The sequence below is a fragment of the Streptomyces sp. NPDC059850 genome (assembly GCF_042731515.1).
GTDB lineage: Bacteria > Actinomycetota > Actinomycetes > Streptomycetales > Streptomycetaceae > Streptomyces.
Genome location: NZ_JBHWJI010000032.1, coordinates 54,552 through 70,215 on the forward strand (window position 1 = coordinate 54,552; position 15,664 = coordinate 70,215).

Here is a 15,664-nt window from a genome sequence, read left to right on the forward strand (position 1 = left end):
CACGCCATGAGGAGCCAACGTCAAGTGGAGAATGAGCAGAAGCTTCGGGACTACCTCAAGCGAGCCATCGCGGAGCTGCACGAGACGCGGCAGCGGCTGCGCGAGGCCGAGTCCCACGAGCCGGAGCTCATCGCGATCGTGGGAATGAGCTGCCGGTACCCCGGAGGCGTGCGGTCTCCGGAGGACCTGTGGCGTCTCGTCGACTCCGGCACGGACGCCGTCTCCGGCTTCCCGGACGACCGTGGCTGGGACCTGGACGGACTGTTCGACCCCGATCCGGACCACCCCGGCACCTCCTATGTCCGCGAGGCCGGTTTCCTGCACGACGCCGCCCGCTTCGACGCCGCGTTCTTCGGCATCTCGCCGCGCGAAGCGGTGGCCATGGACCCGCAGCAGCGGCTGCTGCTGGAAAGCTCCTGGGAGGCGTTCGAACACGCCGGCATCGACCCGAAGACCATGCGCGGCAGCCGCACCGGCATCTTCGCCGGCGTCATGTACCACGACTACCTCGCCCGGCTGCACGACGTCCCCGAGGAGTTCGAGGGCTACCTCAGCCAGGGCAGCGCGGGCAGCATCGCCTCCGGCCGCGTCGCCTACACGCTCGGCCTGGAAGGGCCGGCCGTCACCATCGACACCGCCTGCTCCTCGTCGCTCGTGGCCCTGCACCTGGCCGCCCAGGCGCTGCGCGAGGGCGAATGCTCCCTCGCCCTGGCCAGCGGCGTCACCGTGATGTCCTCGCCGGCCACCTTCCTGGAGTTCTCCCGGCAGCGCGGACTGGCGCCCGACGGGCGGTGCAAGCCGTTCGCCGCCGCCGCCGACGGCACCGGCTGGGGCGAGGGCGTCGGCATGCTCCTGCTGGAGCGGCTCTCCGACGCCCGGCGCAACGGACACCCGGTGCTCGCCGTCGTGCGCGGCAGCGCCGTCAACCAGGACGGCGCCAGCAGCAGGCTCACCGCCCCCAACGGGCCCGCCCAGCAGCGGGCCATCCAGCAGGCGCTGAGCAACGCCCGGCTGACCCCCGCCGACGTGGACGCCGTCGAGGCGCACGGCACCGGAACGACGCTGGGCGACCCGATCGAAGCGCAGGCCCTGCTCGCCACCTACGGCGGGCAGCGGCGGGACGGGCAGCCGCTGTGGCTGGGCTCCGTCAAGTCCAACATCGGGCACACCCAGGCGGCCGCCGGTGTCGCCGGGGTCATCAAGATGGTGCTGGCGATGCGGCACGGCGTGCTGCCGCGCACCCTGCACGTGGACGAACCCACCCCCCAGGTGGACTGGACGGCCGGCGCCGTCGAACTCCTCACCGAGAACACGCCCTGGCCCCGCACCGGCGCCCCGCGCCGCGCCGCCGTGTCCTCCTTCGGAGTGAGCGGCACCAACGCCCATGTGATCCTGGAGCAGCCGGAGCCCGCCGAGCACACCGCTCCCGGGGGCGCCGCTCCCGAGAGTGACGCGGACGGCGCACTGCCCTGGGCCTTGTCCGCCCGCACCCCGGCTGCCCTGTCCGAGCAGGCCACCCGGCTCGCGTCACATCTGCGGGACCACCCCGCGCTGCGCCCGGCCGACGTCGGCCACTCCCTCGCCACCACACGTGCCCTCTTCGAGCATCGAGCCGTCGTCGTCGGCACCGACCGCGAACGGCTGCTCGCCGGACTCGACAGCCTCGCCGCGGGCACCGAGCCGGCCGGAGTGGTGCGCGGTGCGGCCACCGGCGGCGCCGAGGACATCGTTTTCGTCTTCCCCGGACAGGGCTCCCAATGGGCCGGTATGGCCATCGAACTGCTCGACACCTCCGAGGTGTTCGCGGCCCGGATGCGCGAATGCGCGGCCGCCCTGGAACCCTTCACCGACTGGTCGCCGCTCGACGTCGTGCGCGGCGTGCCCGGCGCACCGTCCCTGGACCGGGTCGACGTGGTCCAGCCGGTGCTGTTCGCGGTGATGGTGTCCCTGGCCGCCCTCTGGGAGGCCCACGGGGTCAAGCCCACCGCGGTGGTCGGCCACTCCCAGGGCGAGATCGCCGCCGCCGTGGTGGCCGGTGCGCTCACCCTGGAGGACGCCGCCCGGGTGGTCACCCTGCGCAGCCAGGCTCTGACCGAACTCTCCGGCAAGGGCGGCATGGTGTCCGTGGCGCTGCCCGTCGCCGAACTGGAAAAGCGGCTCACCCGCTGGGCGGACCGGCTGTCCGTCGCCGCGATCAACGGCCCCGCCTCCGTCGTCGTCTCCGGCGACACCCAGGCCCTTGACGAACTGCTCGCCGAGTGCGCGGCCCAGGAGATCCGGGCCCGCCGTGTCTCCGTCGACTACGCCTCCCACTCCGCCCACGTGGAGGCCATCGAGGAGCGGCTGCTCGCGGCCCTGGCGCCGATCGCGCCGCGCACCGCCGAGGTGACGCTGTGCTCCACGGTGACCGGCGAACCCATCGACACCGCCGCGCTCGACGCCGCCTACTGGTACCGCAACCTGCGCCGGACGGTCCGCTTCGAGGAAGCGGTACGCACCCTGTCGCAGCGCCGCCGCGCCGTGTTCATCGAGGTGAGCCCGCACCCCGTGCTGACCATGGGGATGCAGGAAGTGCTGTCCGGCATCGACGGCGCGGCCTTCGCCCTGGGCACCCTGCGCCGAGGCGAGGGCGGCCTCGAACGCTTCCTCGTCTCCCTCGCGGAGGCCCACACCCAGGGCGTCGGCGTCGACTGGCGGCCGGTGTTCGCCGACCGTGACCCGCGGCGGGTGGAACTGCCCACCTACGCCTTCCAACGGGAGCACTTCTGGCTCCGGGGGTCCGGCCGTCCGGGCGACACCGCCGGTCTCGGTCTCGGCTCGGCCGACCACCCGCTGCTGGGCGCGGCGGTCACCCTGGCTGACGGCAACGGCTTCCTGCTGACCGGACGCCTGTCGCTGTCCACCCACCCCTGGCTCGCCCACCACGCCGTCGCGGGCGCGGTCCTGCTGCCCGGTACCGCCTTCGTGGAACTGGCGGTCAACGCGGGCGACCAGGTCGGCTGCGGCCGGGTCGCGGAACTGACACTGCACGCCCCGCTGCCCCTCGCCGAATCCGCCCCGGTCGACCTCCAGCTGCTGGTCGGCGCACCCGACACGGACGGACACCGACGGCTGAGCGTGCACGCCCGCCGTGCGGGCGCCGCCACCGACGAGCCGTGGACCCTGCACGCGGACGGCGTCCTCGCCGACAGCGCGGCACCCGCCTCGGACGGCCCGACCGCCTGGCCCCCGGCGGGCGCGCGACCGATACCCCTCGAAGACCTGTACCCGCGCCTGGCAGACACCGGCCTGGAGTACGGCCCGCTCTTCCAGGGGCTGCGCGGTCTCTGGCGGGACGGCGACAGCCTGGCCGCCGACGTGGCACTGCCCGAGCACACCGAGGCCGACGCCGAGCGCTACGGGCTGCACCCCGCACTCCTGGACGCCGCCCTCCACGCCATCGGCGCCGCCGGCCTCCTGACGGACCACGACGACCCCGCCGGGGTACGGCTGCCGTTCTCCTGGACGGGTGTGAGCCTGCACACCGGCGGGGCGTCGGCGCTGCGGGTACGGCTGACCCGGCTCGGCGCGGACACCGTCTCGCTCACGGCCACCGATCTCACCGGCGCGCCCGTGGCCACGGTGGAGTCGCTGACGCTGCGCCCGGTGGCCCCGGAGACGCTGGGCGCCGCCCACGACCCGCTGCGGGGCTCCATGTTCCGCGTGGAGTGGGCACCGGCCCGGCCCCCGTCCGACGAGCAGGAGGCCGCCTCGTACGCGGTGCTGGACGACCGCTTCGGGCTGACGGAGGAACTGGGCGTCCCCGTGCGGTCGTACGACGGTACGAGCGCCGCCGACCCCGCTCCGGATGTGGTGCTGGCGCCGGTGCCGGACTGCGGCACGGGTGCCGAAGCCGTCCACCGGGCCGCGCAGTGGGCCCTCGCCCTGCTGCGGTCCTGGACCGAGGACGCGCGTACGGCGGCGTCGCGGCTGGTCATCGCGACCCGTGGCGCCGTGAACGCCGAGTCCGGGGACACCGTGCCGGACACGGCGGCCGCCGCCGTGTGGGGCCTGGCGCGCTCCGCGCAGGCCGAGCACCCGGACCGGTTCGTCCTGCTGGACCTCGACGAGCACGCCGCGTCGCCCGGCGCGGTCCCGGCCGCGATCGCCACCGGTGAGCCGCAGCTCGCCGTACGCGCCGGCACCGCCTTCGCGGCCCGCCTCACCCGCGCCACCGCGCCGGCAGACCCCACCACCCGCCCCGCCTTCCCCACCGACGGCACCGTCCTCATCACCGGCGGCACCGGCGCACTCGGCAAGCTGGTGGCCCGGCACCTGGTGGCCGAGCACGGCGTACGCGGACTGCTGCTGACGAGCCGGCGGGGCGAGGCCGCGCCGGGGGCGGCGGAACTGGTGGCCGAACTGACCGCGCTGGGTGCCTCCGTGCGGGTCGCCGCCGTGGACGTGGCGGACCGGGAGGCGCTGGCCGAGGTGCTGGCCGGGATACCGGCCGAGCGACCGCTGACCGGCGTGGTGCACGCAGCGGGCGTCCTCGACGACGGCGTCCTGTCCTCCCTCACCCCCGACCGGCTGACCGGCGTCCTGCGTCCCAAGACGGACGGGGCCTGGCATCTGCACGAACTGACCCGCGACCTGGACCTGTCGGCGTTCGTGTTGTTCTCCTCCGCCGCGGGCCTGCTGGGCGCCGCCGGTCAGGCGGGCTACGCCGCCGCGAACAGTGCCCTGGACGCGCTCGCCGAGCACCGCCGGGCGGCCGGACTGCCGGCCCGGTCCCTGGCCTGGGGCCTGTGGGACGAAGACGGCTCCGATATGGCAGGCCGCCTCGACGACGCCGACCTCGCCCGCATCCGGCGCCGGGGCATGGCCCCGCTCACCGCCGCCGAAGGCATGGCGCTGTTCGATATGGCCGGCGCGTGGGGCGACCCCGTCCTCGCGCCGATGCACCTGGACCCGGCCCGCCTGCCCGCCGCCGGGGAACCGCCGCATCTGCTGCGCGCACTGCTGCCCCGTCCGGCCCGCCCCAGCTCGGCTCGCGCCGCCCAGCCGGACGGCACCCTGCCGGAGGCCGTCCGGCGGCTGGCCGGACTGTCCCCGGCCGAACGCGCACGCGCCCTGGAGGATGTGGTCCACACCCATGTGGCGGCGGTCCTCGGCCATGTCTCTCCGGCGGCCATCGAGCCCGACCAGGCGTTCAAGGACCTCGGTTTCGACTCGCTGACCGCGGTGGAACTCCGCAACCGGCTCAGCACCGCCACCGGCCTGCGGCTGCCTCCCACACTGGCCTTCGACCACCCCAGCCCGCGCGGCCTGGCCCGGCACCTGGACGCCGAACTGCTCGGCGCCGCCGAGGAGACCACCGGGCCGGTGGCCGTGACGGGCTCCGGCGAGCCGATCGCCATCGTGGCCATGGCTTGCCGTTTCCCCGGCGGCGTGCGGTCACCGGAGGACCTGTGGCAGCTGGTCGCCAGCGGCGCGGAGGGCACCGGCGAATTCCCCGCCGACCGCGGCTGGGACCTGGAGCGGCTCCTGCGCGACGCCGACCCCGACGCGCCCGGCACCTCCTCCACCTCCGGGGGCGGATTCCTCTACGATGCCGGTGACTTCGACCCCGCGCTGTTCGGCATCTCGCCGCGCGAGGCGGGCATCATGGACCCGCAGCAGCGGCTCCTCCTGGAGACCGCCTGGGAGGCCTTCGAACGCGCCGGCATCGACACGGCCACCCTGAAGGGCAGCCGGACCGGCGTCTTCGCCGGCGCCATGCACCAGGGCTACGACACGCAGATCGCCGCCGCTGTCGACGGCGACGAGGGCTACCTCGGCACCGGCAACTCGATCAGCGTGGCCTCCGGCCGGGTCGCCTACACCTTCGGTCTCGAGGGCCCGGCGGTGACCGTCGACACGGCGTGTTCGTCGTCGCTGGTGGCTTTGCATCTGGCCGCCCAGGCGCTGCGGCAGGGCGAGTGTGAGATGGCGCTGGCCGGTGGTGTCACCGTGATGGCCACGCCCTCCACCTTCGTGGAGTTCTCCCGGCAGCGCGGCCTCGCCCCCGACGGACGCGTCAAGGCGTTCGCGGACGGCGCCGACGGCACCGGCCTCGCGGAGGGCGCGGGCCTGCTGCTCCTGGAGCGGCTGTCGGACGCCCGGCGCAACGGCCACCAGGTGCTGGCCATCGTCAAGGGCAGCGCCGTCAACCAGGATGGCGCGTCCAACGGGCTGACCGCGCCCAACGGCCCCGCGCAGCAGCGTGTCATCCGCCAAGCCCTGAGCAGCGCACGCCTGACACCGGCCGACGTGGACGCGGTGGAGGCGCACGGCACCGGCACCACGCTCGGCGACCCGATCGAGGCGCAGGCCCTGCTCGCGGCGTACGGCCAGGACCGGCCGGAGGACCGGCCGTTGTGGCTGGGAACCGTCAAGTCCAACATCGGGCACACCCAGGCCGCCGCCGGTGTCGCCGGGGTCATCAAGATGGTGCTGGCGATGCGGCACGGCGTGCTGCCGCCCACCCTGCACGTGGACGAGCCGACGCGGCAGGTGGACTGGTCCGCCGGGGCCGTGGAGATCCTGACCGAGGCCCGGGAATGGCCGGCCCTCGACCGGCCGCGCCGCACGGGCGTCTCCTCCTTCGGCATCAGCGGCACCAACGCCCACCTGGTCCTGGAGCAGGCCCCCGACGACCCGGCCTCCGCGCCCGCCGTCGCCGCGGACGCGGACGGCCCGGCGGCGCCGCTGCCGTGGCTGCTCTCGGCCCGTACCGAGACGGCGCTCGGCGCCCAGGCACGGAAGCTCCACGCCCATCTGCGGACCCGCCCCGACGCGCGCCCCGCCGACGTCGGCCTGTCCCTGGCGGTGACGCGCACGGCCCTGGAGCACCGGGCGGCGATCGTCGGCGACGACCGCGACGACCTGATCGCCGGGCTCGCCGCGCTGGCCGCCGGACGCACCGGGCCCGGCCTGCTGCGGGGCGTGGCGGGCGGTCGTGGCCGGGTGGGCTTCCTGTTCACCGGGCAGGGAGCCCAGCGCGTCGGAACGGGGCGTGAACTGTACGCCGCGTTCCCGGTGTTCGCGCAGGCCCTCGACGCGGTGTGCGCGCGTTTCGAGGGGCGGCTGGACCGTCCGCTGAAGGAGGTCCTGTTCGCCGACGCGACCGCCCTCGACCAGACCCGCTACACCCAGGCGGCCCTGTTCGCGCTCGAAGTGGCCCTGTACCGGCTGCTGGAGTCCTGGGGCGTCACCCCGGACCGGCTGGTGGGCCACTCCATCGGCGAACTGTCCGCCGCCCACGTGGCGGGCGTGCTGTCCCTCGACGACGCCTGCACGCTGGTCGCCGCCCGCGGCCGCCTGATGCAGGCGCTGCCCGCCGGCGGTGCGATGGTCGCCGTCCAGGCCACCGAGGAGGAGGTCGCCGCCGCGCTGGCCGGGCGGACCGACCGGGCGTCGGTCGCCGCCGTCAACGGTCCGGCCGCCACGGTCGTCTCGGGCGACGAGGACGTCGTCCTGGAGATCGCCGCCGATCTCGCCCGACAGGGCCGCAAGACCCGGCGGCTGACGGTGTCGCACGCCTTCCACTCCCCGCGCATGGAACCCATGCTGGCCGAGTACCGCGAGGTCGCGGCGGGCCTGACGTTCCATCCGCCGAGGATCGGGCTGATGTCCGGCGTGACGGGCGAGCCCGCCACGGCCGAGGACCTGTGCTCGCCCGATTACTGGGTACGCCAGGTGCGCAGGCCGGTCCGATTCGCCGACACGGTCCGCGCCCTGGCCGGGCAGGACGTCACCACCCTGATCGAGCTGGGCCCCGACGGCGTGCTGTCCGCCATGGCGCGGGAGACGCTGGACGAGGACGCCCCGGCCGACCGCCCCGAGACCGTGACCCTGCCCCTCCTGCGGGAGGGCCGCCCGGAGGCCCACACCCTGGTCGCCGCGCTGTCCGGCGCGCACACCCGGGGCGTGCCCGTGGACTGGGCCCGCTTCTTCACCGGCCGGGACGCACGACCGGTGGAACTGCCCACCTACGCCTTCCAGCACGAACGGTACTGGCCGCAGGCCCCGGCGCCCGCCGCCCCGGAGCCCACCACGGACCCGGCGGACGCCGCGTTCTGGGACGCCGTCGAGCGCACCGACGTGACGGCGGTGGCCGACGCCCTCGAGGTCGGCGAGGACCGGCGGACCTCGCTCAGCGACGTGCTGCCCGCCCTGTCCTCCTGGCGGCAGCGGCACCGCGCGCGCTCCACCGCGGACTCCTGGCGCTACCGCGTCACCTGGCGGCCCACCACCCACCCCGCCGCCCCGCCGCTCACCGGACGCTGGCTGGCGATCGTCCCCGAGACCCAGACCCAGACCGAGACCCAGACCCAGACCGAGCCCCAGACCGAGGCCGAGACCGTGCCCGCGCCGCAGTGGACCACCGCCGCCACGGACGCCCTGCGCGCTCACGGCGCTCGCGTGGACGTCGTCGAGGCGGGCGCGGGCGGCCGTACCGAACTGGCCGGACGGCTGGCCGGCCACCGCGAGCCGGTCGACGGCGTGCTCTCGCTGCTCGCCGCCGACGACGAGCGCGGCGCTCTGCGCACCGTCGAACTGATCCAGGCACTGGGCGACGCGGGCATCCCGGCACCCCTGTGGTGCCTGACGAGCGGCGCGGTCTCCGTAAACCGCTCCGATCGCCCCGCGCACCCGGAGCAGGCCCGGATCTGGGGCCTGGGCCGCGTCGCGGCGCTGGAGCACCCGGACCGCTGGGGCGGCCTCGTCGACCTTCCGGAACACCTCGACGAACGATCCGCCTCCCGTCTCACCGGCCTGCTCGCGGGCACCGGCGACGAGAGCGAACTGGCCGTGCGGGCCGCGGGCGTGTTCGTACGACGCCTGGTCCACGAGCCCCGCCCGGCCGGGCCCGCGACAGCGCCGCGCCTGTCCGGCACCGTCCTGGTCACCGGCGGCACCGGCGCGCTGGGCGCCCGGACCGCCCGCTGGCTGGCCCGCCACGGCGCCGAACACCTGCTCCTCATCGGCCGCCGAGGCCCGGCGGCCGAGGGCGCGGCCGCACTCCGCGACGAACTGACCGGACTCGGCACCGAGGTCACCCTCGCGGCCTGCGACATCGCCGCCCCCGACGAGCTGGCCGAGGTACTGGCGGCCATCCCGGCCGACCGGCCGCTGACCGCCGTCGTCCACGCGGCCGGCATCCTCGACGACGGGGTCCTCGACGGGCTCACGCCCGACCGGTTCACCGCCGTACTGCGCGCCAAGGCCGACGGTGCCCGGAACCTGCACCGCCTGACCCGCGACATGGACCTGTCGGCGTTCGTGCTGTTCTCCTCCCTGGCCGGTGTCGTCGGCAGCGCCGGCCAGGCCAACTACGCGGCCGCCAACGCCTGTCTGGACGCTCTCGCCGAGCAGCGCCGGGCCGACGGACTGCCCGCCGTGTCCATCGCCTGGGGCGCCTGGGCGGAGGCCGGAATGGCCGAGTCCGAGGACACCGCCCACCACCTCGCCCGTGGCGGCGTGACCCCCATGGACCCCGAGGCCGCGCTCGCCGCCCTGGCCCGCTGCTGGCAGCAGGACACGGCCGGGAGCGTCGTCGCGGACATCGACTGGGACCGGTTCACGGCCCACCCGGCCCACCCCCGGCAGCACACACTGCTGGCCGACCTCGCCGAGATGCGCCGGGGTGGCGGGGCGACGGCCCGGACCCCGGCCGGAGGCGCCGACGACCTCGTACGGCGGCTGATGGCCCTGCCCATCGACGAACGGCCCCGCCTCGTGCGGGAACTGGTCCTCGACCAGGTGGCGGCCGTGCTCGGACACCGGGCCCAGGGCGCCGTACCGGCGCGCACCGCCTTCCGCGAGCTGGGCTTCGACTCGCTGAGCGCGCTCGAACTGCGCAACGCGCTGACCGCCGCCACCGGCCTGCCCCTGCCCGCGACCCTGGTCTTCGACTACCCCACCCCGCGCGACCTGGCCGTCCACCTGACCGCCGAACTCCTCGGCGACGTGCGGACGGAAGAGACCGGGGCGGGCGCCACGGGAGCGCACGACGAACCGCTGGCCATCGTGGCGATGAGCTGCCGGTTCCCCGGCGGCGCGCACTCGCCCGAGCAGCTGTGGGGCCTGCTGCGAGACGGCGCCGACGCGATCGGGGACTTCCCCGCCGACCGTGGCTGGGACCTGGACAAGCTGTACGACCCGGACCCCGACCGGCCCGGGACCTCGTACGTCCGCGAAGGCGGATTCCTGCACGACGTGGCCGACTTCGACGCCGGGTTCTTCGGCATCAGCCCGCGTGAAGCGCTGGCCATGGACCCGCAGCAGCGGCTGCTGATGGAGACCTCCTGGGAGGCCTTCGAACGGGCGGGCATCGACCCCGACACCCTCCACGGCAGCCGGACCGGCGTCTATGTCGGAACCAACGGCCAGGAGTACGCCTCCCTGCTGCTGAACTCCGCCGAGGACCTGGCGGGATACCTCGCCACCGGCAACTCGGCCAGCGTGGTGTCCGGACGGCTCGCCTACACCTTCGGCTTCGAGGGCCCGGCAGTGACGGTCGACACCGCCTGTTCCTCCTCGCTGGTGGCGCTGCACCTGGCGGCCCAGGCCCTGCGTTCGGGGGAGTGCTCCCTGGCGCTGGCCGGCGGCGTCTCCGTGATGAGCACCCCCGGGGCCTTCGTCGAGTTCTCCCGGCAGCGCGGTTTGGCTCCTGACGGCCGTTGCAAGGCCTTCGCGGACGCGGCGGACGGCACCGGCTGGGGCGAGGGTGTGGGCATGCTGCTGGTGGAGCGGCTGTCGGATGCCCGTCGCAACGGCCACCGGGTGTTGGCCGTGCTGCGGGGGAGTGCCGTGAACCAGGACGGTGCGTCGAACGGGTTGACCGCGCCGAACGGTCCGTCCCAGCAGCGGGTGATCCGGCAGGCGCTGGCGAACGCGCGGCTGTCGGCCGCCGAGGTGGATGCGGTGGAGGCGCACGGTACGGGGACGACGTTGGGTGACCCGATCGAGGCGCAGGCTCTTCTCGCCACCTACGGGCAGGACCGCGAACAGCCTCTGTGGCTGGGTTCGGTGAAGTCGAACATCGGGCATACCCAGGCGGCCGCGGGTGTGGCTGGTGTGATCAAGATGGTGATGGCGATGCTCCATGGTGAGCTGCCGCGCACCCTGCATGTCGATGAGCCGTCCGCGCATGTGGAGTGGTCGTCGGGCGGGGTGTCGCTGCTGAGGCAGAGTGTGCCGTGGCCCGAGGGCGAACGGCCCCGCCGGGCGGGTGTCTCCTCCTTCGGTGTCAGCGGCACCAACGCCCACGTCATCGTCGAGCAGGCGCCCACAGGTCCCGAGCCCGCAGTGCCCGACCCCGACGTACGGCCCGACGGCACGACCCTGCCGTGGCCCCTGTCGGCGAAGACCCCCGAAGCGCTGCGCGAGCAGGCCGCCCGGCTGCGCGCCCACCTGGACGCCCACCCGGAGGCAGACCCCGCCGACATCGGGTACGCCCTGGCCACTTCCCGCGCCGCGTTCGCGCACCGGGCGGTGCTGCTCGCCGCCGACCGGGACGGCTTCCGCCGGGCCCTGACCGCCCTGGCCCGGGGCGACAGCGACCCCGCCGTCGTCGAGGGAACCGTCGCCGCCGAGGGCCGGACCGTGTTCGTGTTCCCCGGCCAGGGCTCCCAGTGGCCCCGCATGGCGACGGAACTCCTCGACGCCTCACCGCTGTTCGAAGAGCGGTTCGCCGCCTGCGCCCGCGCCGTCGAGGCGTACGTCGACTGGTCGCCGTACGACGTGCTGCGCGGCGCGCCCGGCGCGCCCCCGCTGGAGCGGGTGGACGTCGTGCAGCCACTTCTGTTCGCCGTCATGGTCTCGCTGGCCGAGCTGTGGCGGGCCCATGGCGTCCACCCCGCCGCGGTCGTCGGCCACTCCCAGGGCGAGATCGCCGCCGCCTGCGTCGCGGGCGCCCTGTCCCTGCCGGACGCGGCCCGGGTCGTGACGCTGCGCAGCAAGGCGCTCGGCGCGCTGACCGGCCGCGGCGGCATGGTCTCCATCGCGCTGCCGCTGGACGAGCTGACCGCACGCCTGGAGCCGTTCGACGGCCGGGTGTCCATCGCCGCGGTCAACGGCCCCAGCTCGATCGTCGTCTCCGGCGAACCGGACGCGCTGGACCGGCTGATGGCCGACTGCGCCGCCGAGGAGATCCGGGCCCGCCGAATACCCGTGGACTACGCCTCCCACTCCGCCCAGGTCGAGGCCATCCGCGAGGAACTGCTCGCCGAGCTGGCCCCGATCAGCCCGCGCTCCGGGGAGGTGCCCTTCCTGTCGACGGTGACCGGCGACTGGCTGGACACCGAACGGCTCGACGCCGAGTACTGGTACACCAACCTGCGGCAGCCGGTTCGCCTCGACGAGGCCACGAGGCGGCTCGTGGACGCGGACTTCGCCCTGTTCGTCGAGGCCAGCCCGCATCCCGTGCTGACGGTCGGGCTCCAGGACAGCTTCGACGCGTTCGGCTGCGACGCCCGCGCGGTCGGCTCCCTGCGCCGGAACGAGGGCGGCACCGACCGTTTCCTGCGGTCGCTGGCCGAAGCCCAGGTGCAGGGCGCCACCCCGGACTGGGACGCGGTGTTCGCGGGACGGCCCGGCCGGCGCGTCGACCTGCCGACCTACGCGTTCCGGCGTCGGCGCTACTGGCCGCAGGCCGCCCCGGCCGGGGCGGGCGACGTGGCCGGGGTCGGTCTCGGCGCCACCGGCCACCCGCTGCTGGGCGCCGCCCTCGAACTGCCCGACTCCGACGGGCTGGTGTTCACCGGTCGGCTCTCCCTGGACACGCATCCCTGGCTGGCGGACCACCTGGTGCTGGGCTCCGCGCTGCTGCCCGGCACGGCGTTCGTGGAACTGGCGCTGCGCGCCGCCCGCCAGGCCGACTGCGCACTGGTCGAGGAACTCACCCTGGAGGCACCCTTGTTGGTGCCCGAGCACGGCGCCGTCGTGCTCCGGCTGACCGTGGCCGCCCCGGACGAGTCCGGACGCCGGACCCTGACGCTGCACTCCCGGCCCGACGGAGCCGACCCCCACACCCCGTGGACCCGGCACGCCGAAGGCACCCTGCTCACCATCGGTGCCGGGCCACGGCCCGGCACCGTGGGCGGCATCTGGCCACCGGCCGGGGCCGAACCGGTGGCTCTCGACGGCTTCCACGAGCGACTGGCCGACACCGGCGTGGTCTACGGGCCCGCCTTCCAAGGCCTGCGCACCGTCTGGCGAAGCACCCCCGCGGACACGTCCGACCCGGCGGCCCCCGCGGAGATCCACGCCGAGGTCGAACTGCCCGACGCCATCCGGTCCGACGGCTTCACCCTGCACCCCGTCCTGCTCGACGCGGCCCTCCAGGCAGCCGCCGCCGTCGCGCTCACCGGAGCCCCGGAGGGCGAGCTGCGGGCCAGCCGCCCGTTCTCCTGGCGCGGCATCCGCGTGCACACGCCCGGCACGACCGGCCCGCTGCGGGTCACCCTCGGCACGGCCGGCCCCGACACCCTGTCGGTGCGCGTGGCGGACGCCGACGGAACCCTGGTGGCCGAGGTCGACGCGGTGATCTCCCGGCCCGTCTCCCACGCCGAACTCCCGGACGCCGCGACCGGCGACGCGCTCCTTCGGCTCGACTGGAAGGCACTGCCCGCGCACCCGCGACCAGGCACGGCCCCGCACACCCTGGCCCTCCTCGGCGAGCCCGACGCCGCCCTGACCGACGCGCTCCGCACGACCGGCACGACCCTCGCCACCCACCCCGACCTGGCCGCCCTCACCGCGGCTCACGAGACCGGCACCCCGGTCCCCCCGGTCGTCGTCGCCGCGATCCCGGCCCACCCGGCCGGCGTCACGGACCGGGCCGAAGCGGCCCGTACGACCACCCGCCGGGCCCTGGAACTGCTCCAGACCTGGCTGGCCGACCCCCGCCTCGCCGACTCCCGGCTGGTGCTGCTGACCAGCGCGGCCGTCTCCACCGCCCCGGGCGACGACGTGCCCGGGCTGGTGGGAGCGCCCGTGTGGGGCCTGGCGCGCTCGGCGCAGTCGGAGCACCCCGACCGGTTCGTGCTGATCGACACCGACGGTCACCCGGACTCCCACCGGGCCCTCCCGCGCGCCCTCGCGGCCGCTCTCGACCCGGACCAGGACGAGACCCAACTCGCCCTGCGCGCGGGCAGGACGCTGGTGCCCAGGCTGAGCCGGGCGAACACCGCCGAAGCGGGAACCCCGGTCGGAACCGCCACGCCCGCCCCGCTCGACCCGGACGGCACCATCCTGATCACCGGCGCCACAGGGGGCCTCGGGAAGCTGCTCGCCCACCACTTGGTGACCGAGCACAAAGTCCGCCACCTGGTCCTGGCCAGCCGACGCGGCCCGGCCGGCGACGGCATGCCCGAACTGAGCGCCGAGCTGGGCGAACTCGGCGCCCAGGTCACCCTGACCGCCTGCGACATCGCCGACCGCGACGCACTCGGACGCCTGCTCGGCGGCATCCCCGCCGCCCACCCGCTCACCGCCGTGATCCACACGGCCGGTGTCACCGAGGACGGCGTGATCGACACGCTGACCCCGGACGGGCTGGACCGGGTGCTGCGCCCGAAGGTCGACGCGGTACTCAACCTGCACGAGCTGACCCGCGATCTGGACCTGGCGGCGTTCGTCCTCTACTCCTCCTTCTCCGGCACGCTCGGCAGCCCCGGCATGGCCAACTACGCCGCCGCCAACGCCTTCCTGGACGCCTTCGCCCGGCACCGCGCGGCCCAAGGGCTGCCCGCGACCTCACTGGCCTGGGGCCTGTGGGCGCAGAGCGACGGCATGGGTGGACGCCTGGACGAAGTGGACCGCACCCGCATGGCACGTGGCGGAGTCGCCCCGATGCCCGCCGAGTTCGGCCTCGCCCTGTTCGACACCGCCCTCCAGCGGACCGACGCCGTACTGGTGCCGACCCGGCTCGAACCGGGCACCCTGCGCCGCCAGGCCCAGGCCGCCGGAACCCCGATCCCCGCGATCCTGCGCGACCTGGTCCGCGGCCCCGCCCTGCCGCTGCCCGAGCAGACCCCGACCGGTACCGGAACCCTCCGCGAACGCCTTGAGGCAACGCCCGACAAGGAGCGCGAGCGCCTGGTCCTGGACGTGGTACGGACCCATGTCGCCACCGTCCTCGGCCACAGCGGACCGGAGGCGATCGGCCCCGGCCAGAGCTTCAAGGAGTCCGGCTTCGACTCCCTGACCGCCGTCGAACTGCGCAACCGCCTGAACGCCGCCACTGGCCAACGGCTCCCCGCCACCCTGGTATTCGACTTTCCGACCCCGGCCGCCGTGGCCCGCCACCTGCTCGCGGAACTCGCACCCGCGCTCGCGGCACCGGCCGTCCCTCTCCTGGAGGACATCGGGAAGCTGGAGTCCGCGCTGTCCGCCTTCACCCCCGACGCGATCGCCGGGACGGACATGGACGACGCCGCGCTCGACGGCATCACGGAACGACTGCAGTCCCTGCTCTCCACGTGGCGGGAGACCCGTGCCGAGGTGCTGGGCGACACCGTCCCGCACACAGTCGACTCGGTCGCGGACGACGACATCTTCGACTACATCGACAAGAAATTCGGAAAAGGGTGACCACGTCACCGGACATCCCGCCCTGCCACGTGCCCGCCGTTTT

The 15,664-nt window shown here is 74.9% G+C and carries 1 protein-coding gene; it reads left to right on the forward strand.

Translation table 11 applies throughout. From position 1 onward, the window contains the following. Positions 1-24: 24 nt before the first annotated feature. Positions 25-15,621 (forward strand): type I polyketide synthase, encoded by a 15,597-nt coding sequence (locus ACFV9T_RS25165; RefSeq protein ID WP_385444108.1) that lies wholly within the window; start codon positions 25-27, stop codon positions 15,619-15,621. Positions 15,622-15,664 lie beyond the last annotated feature (43 nt).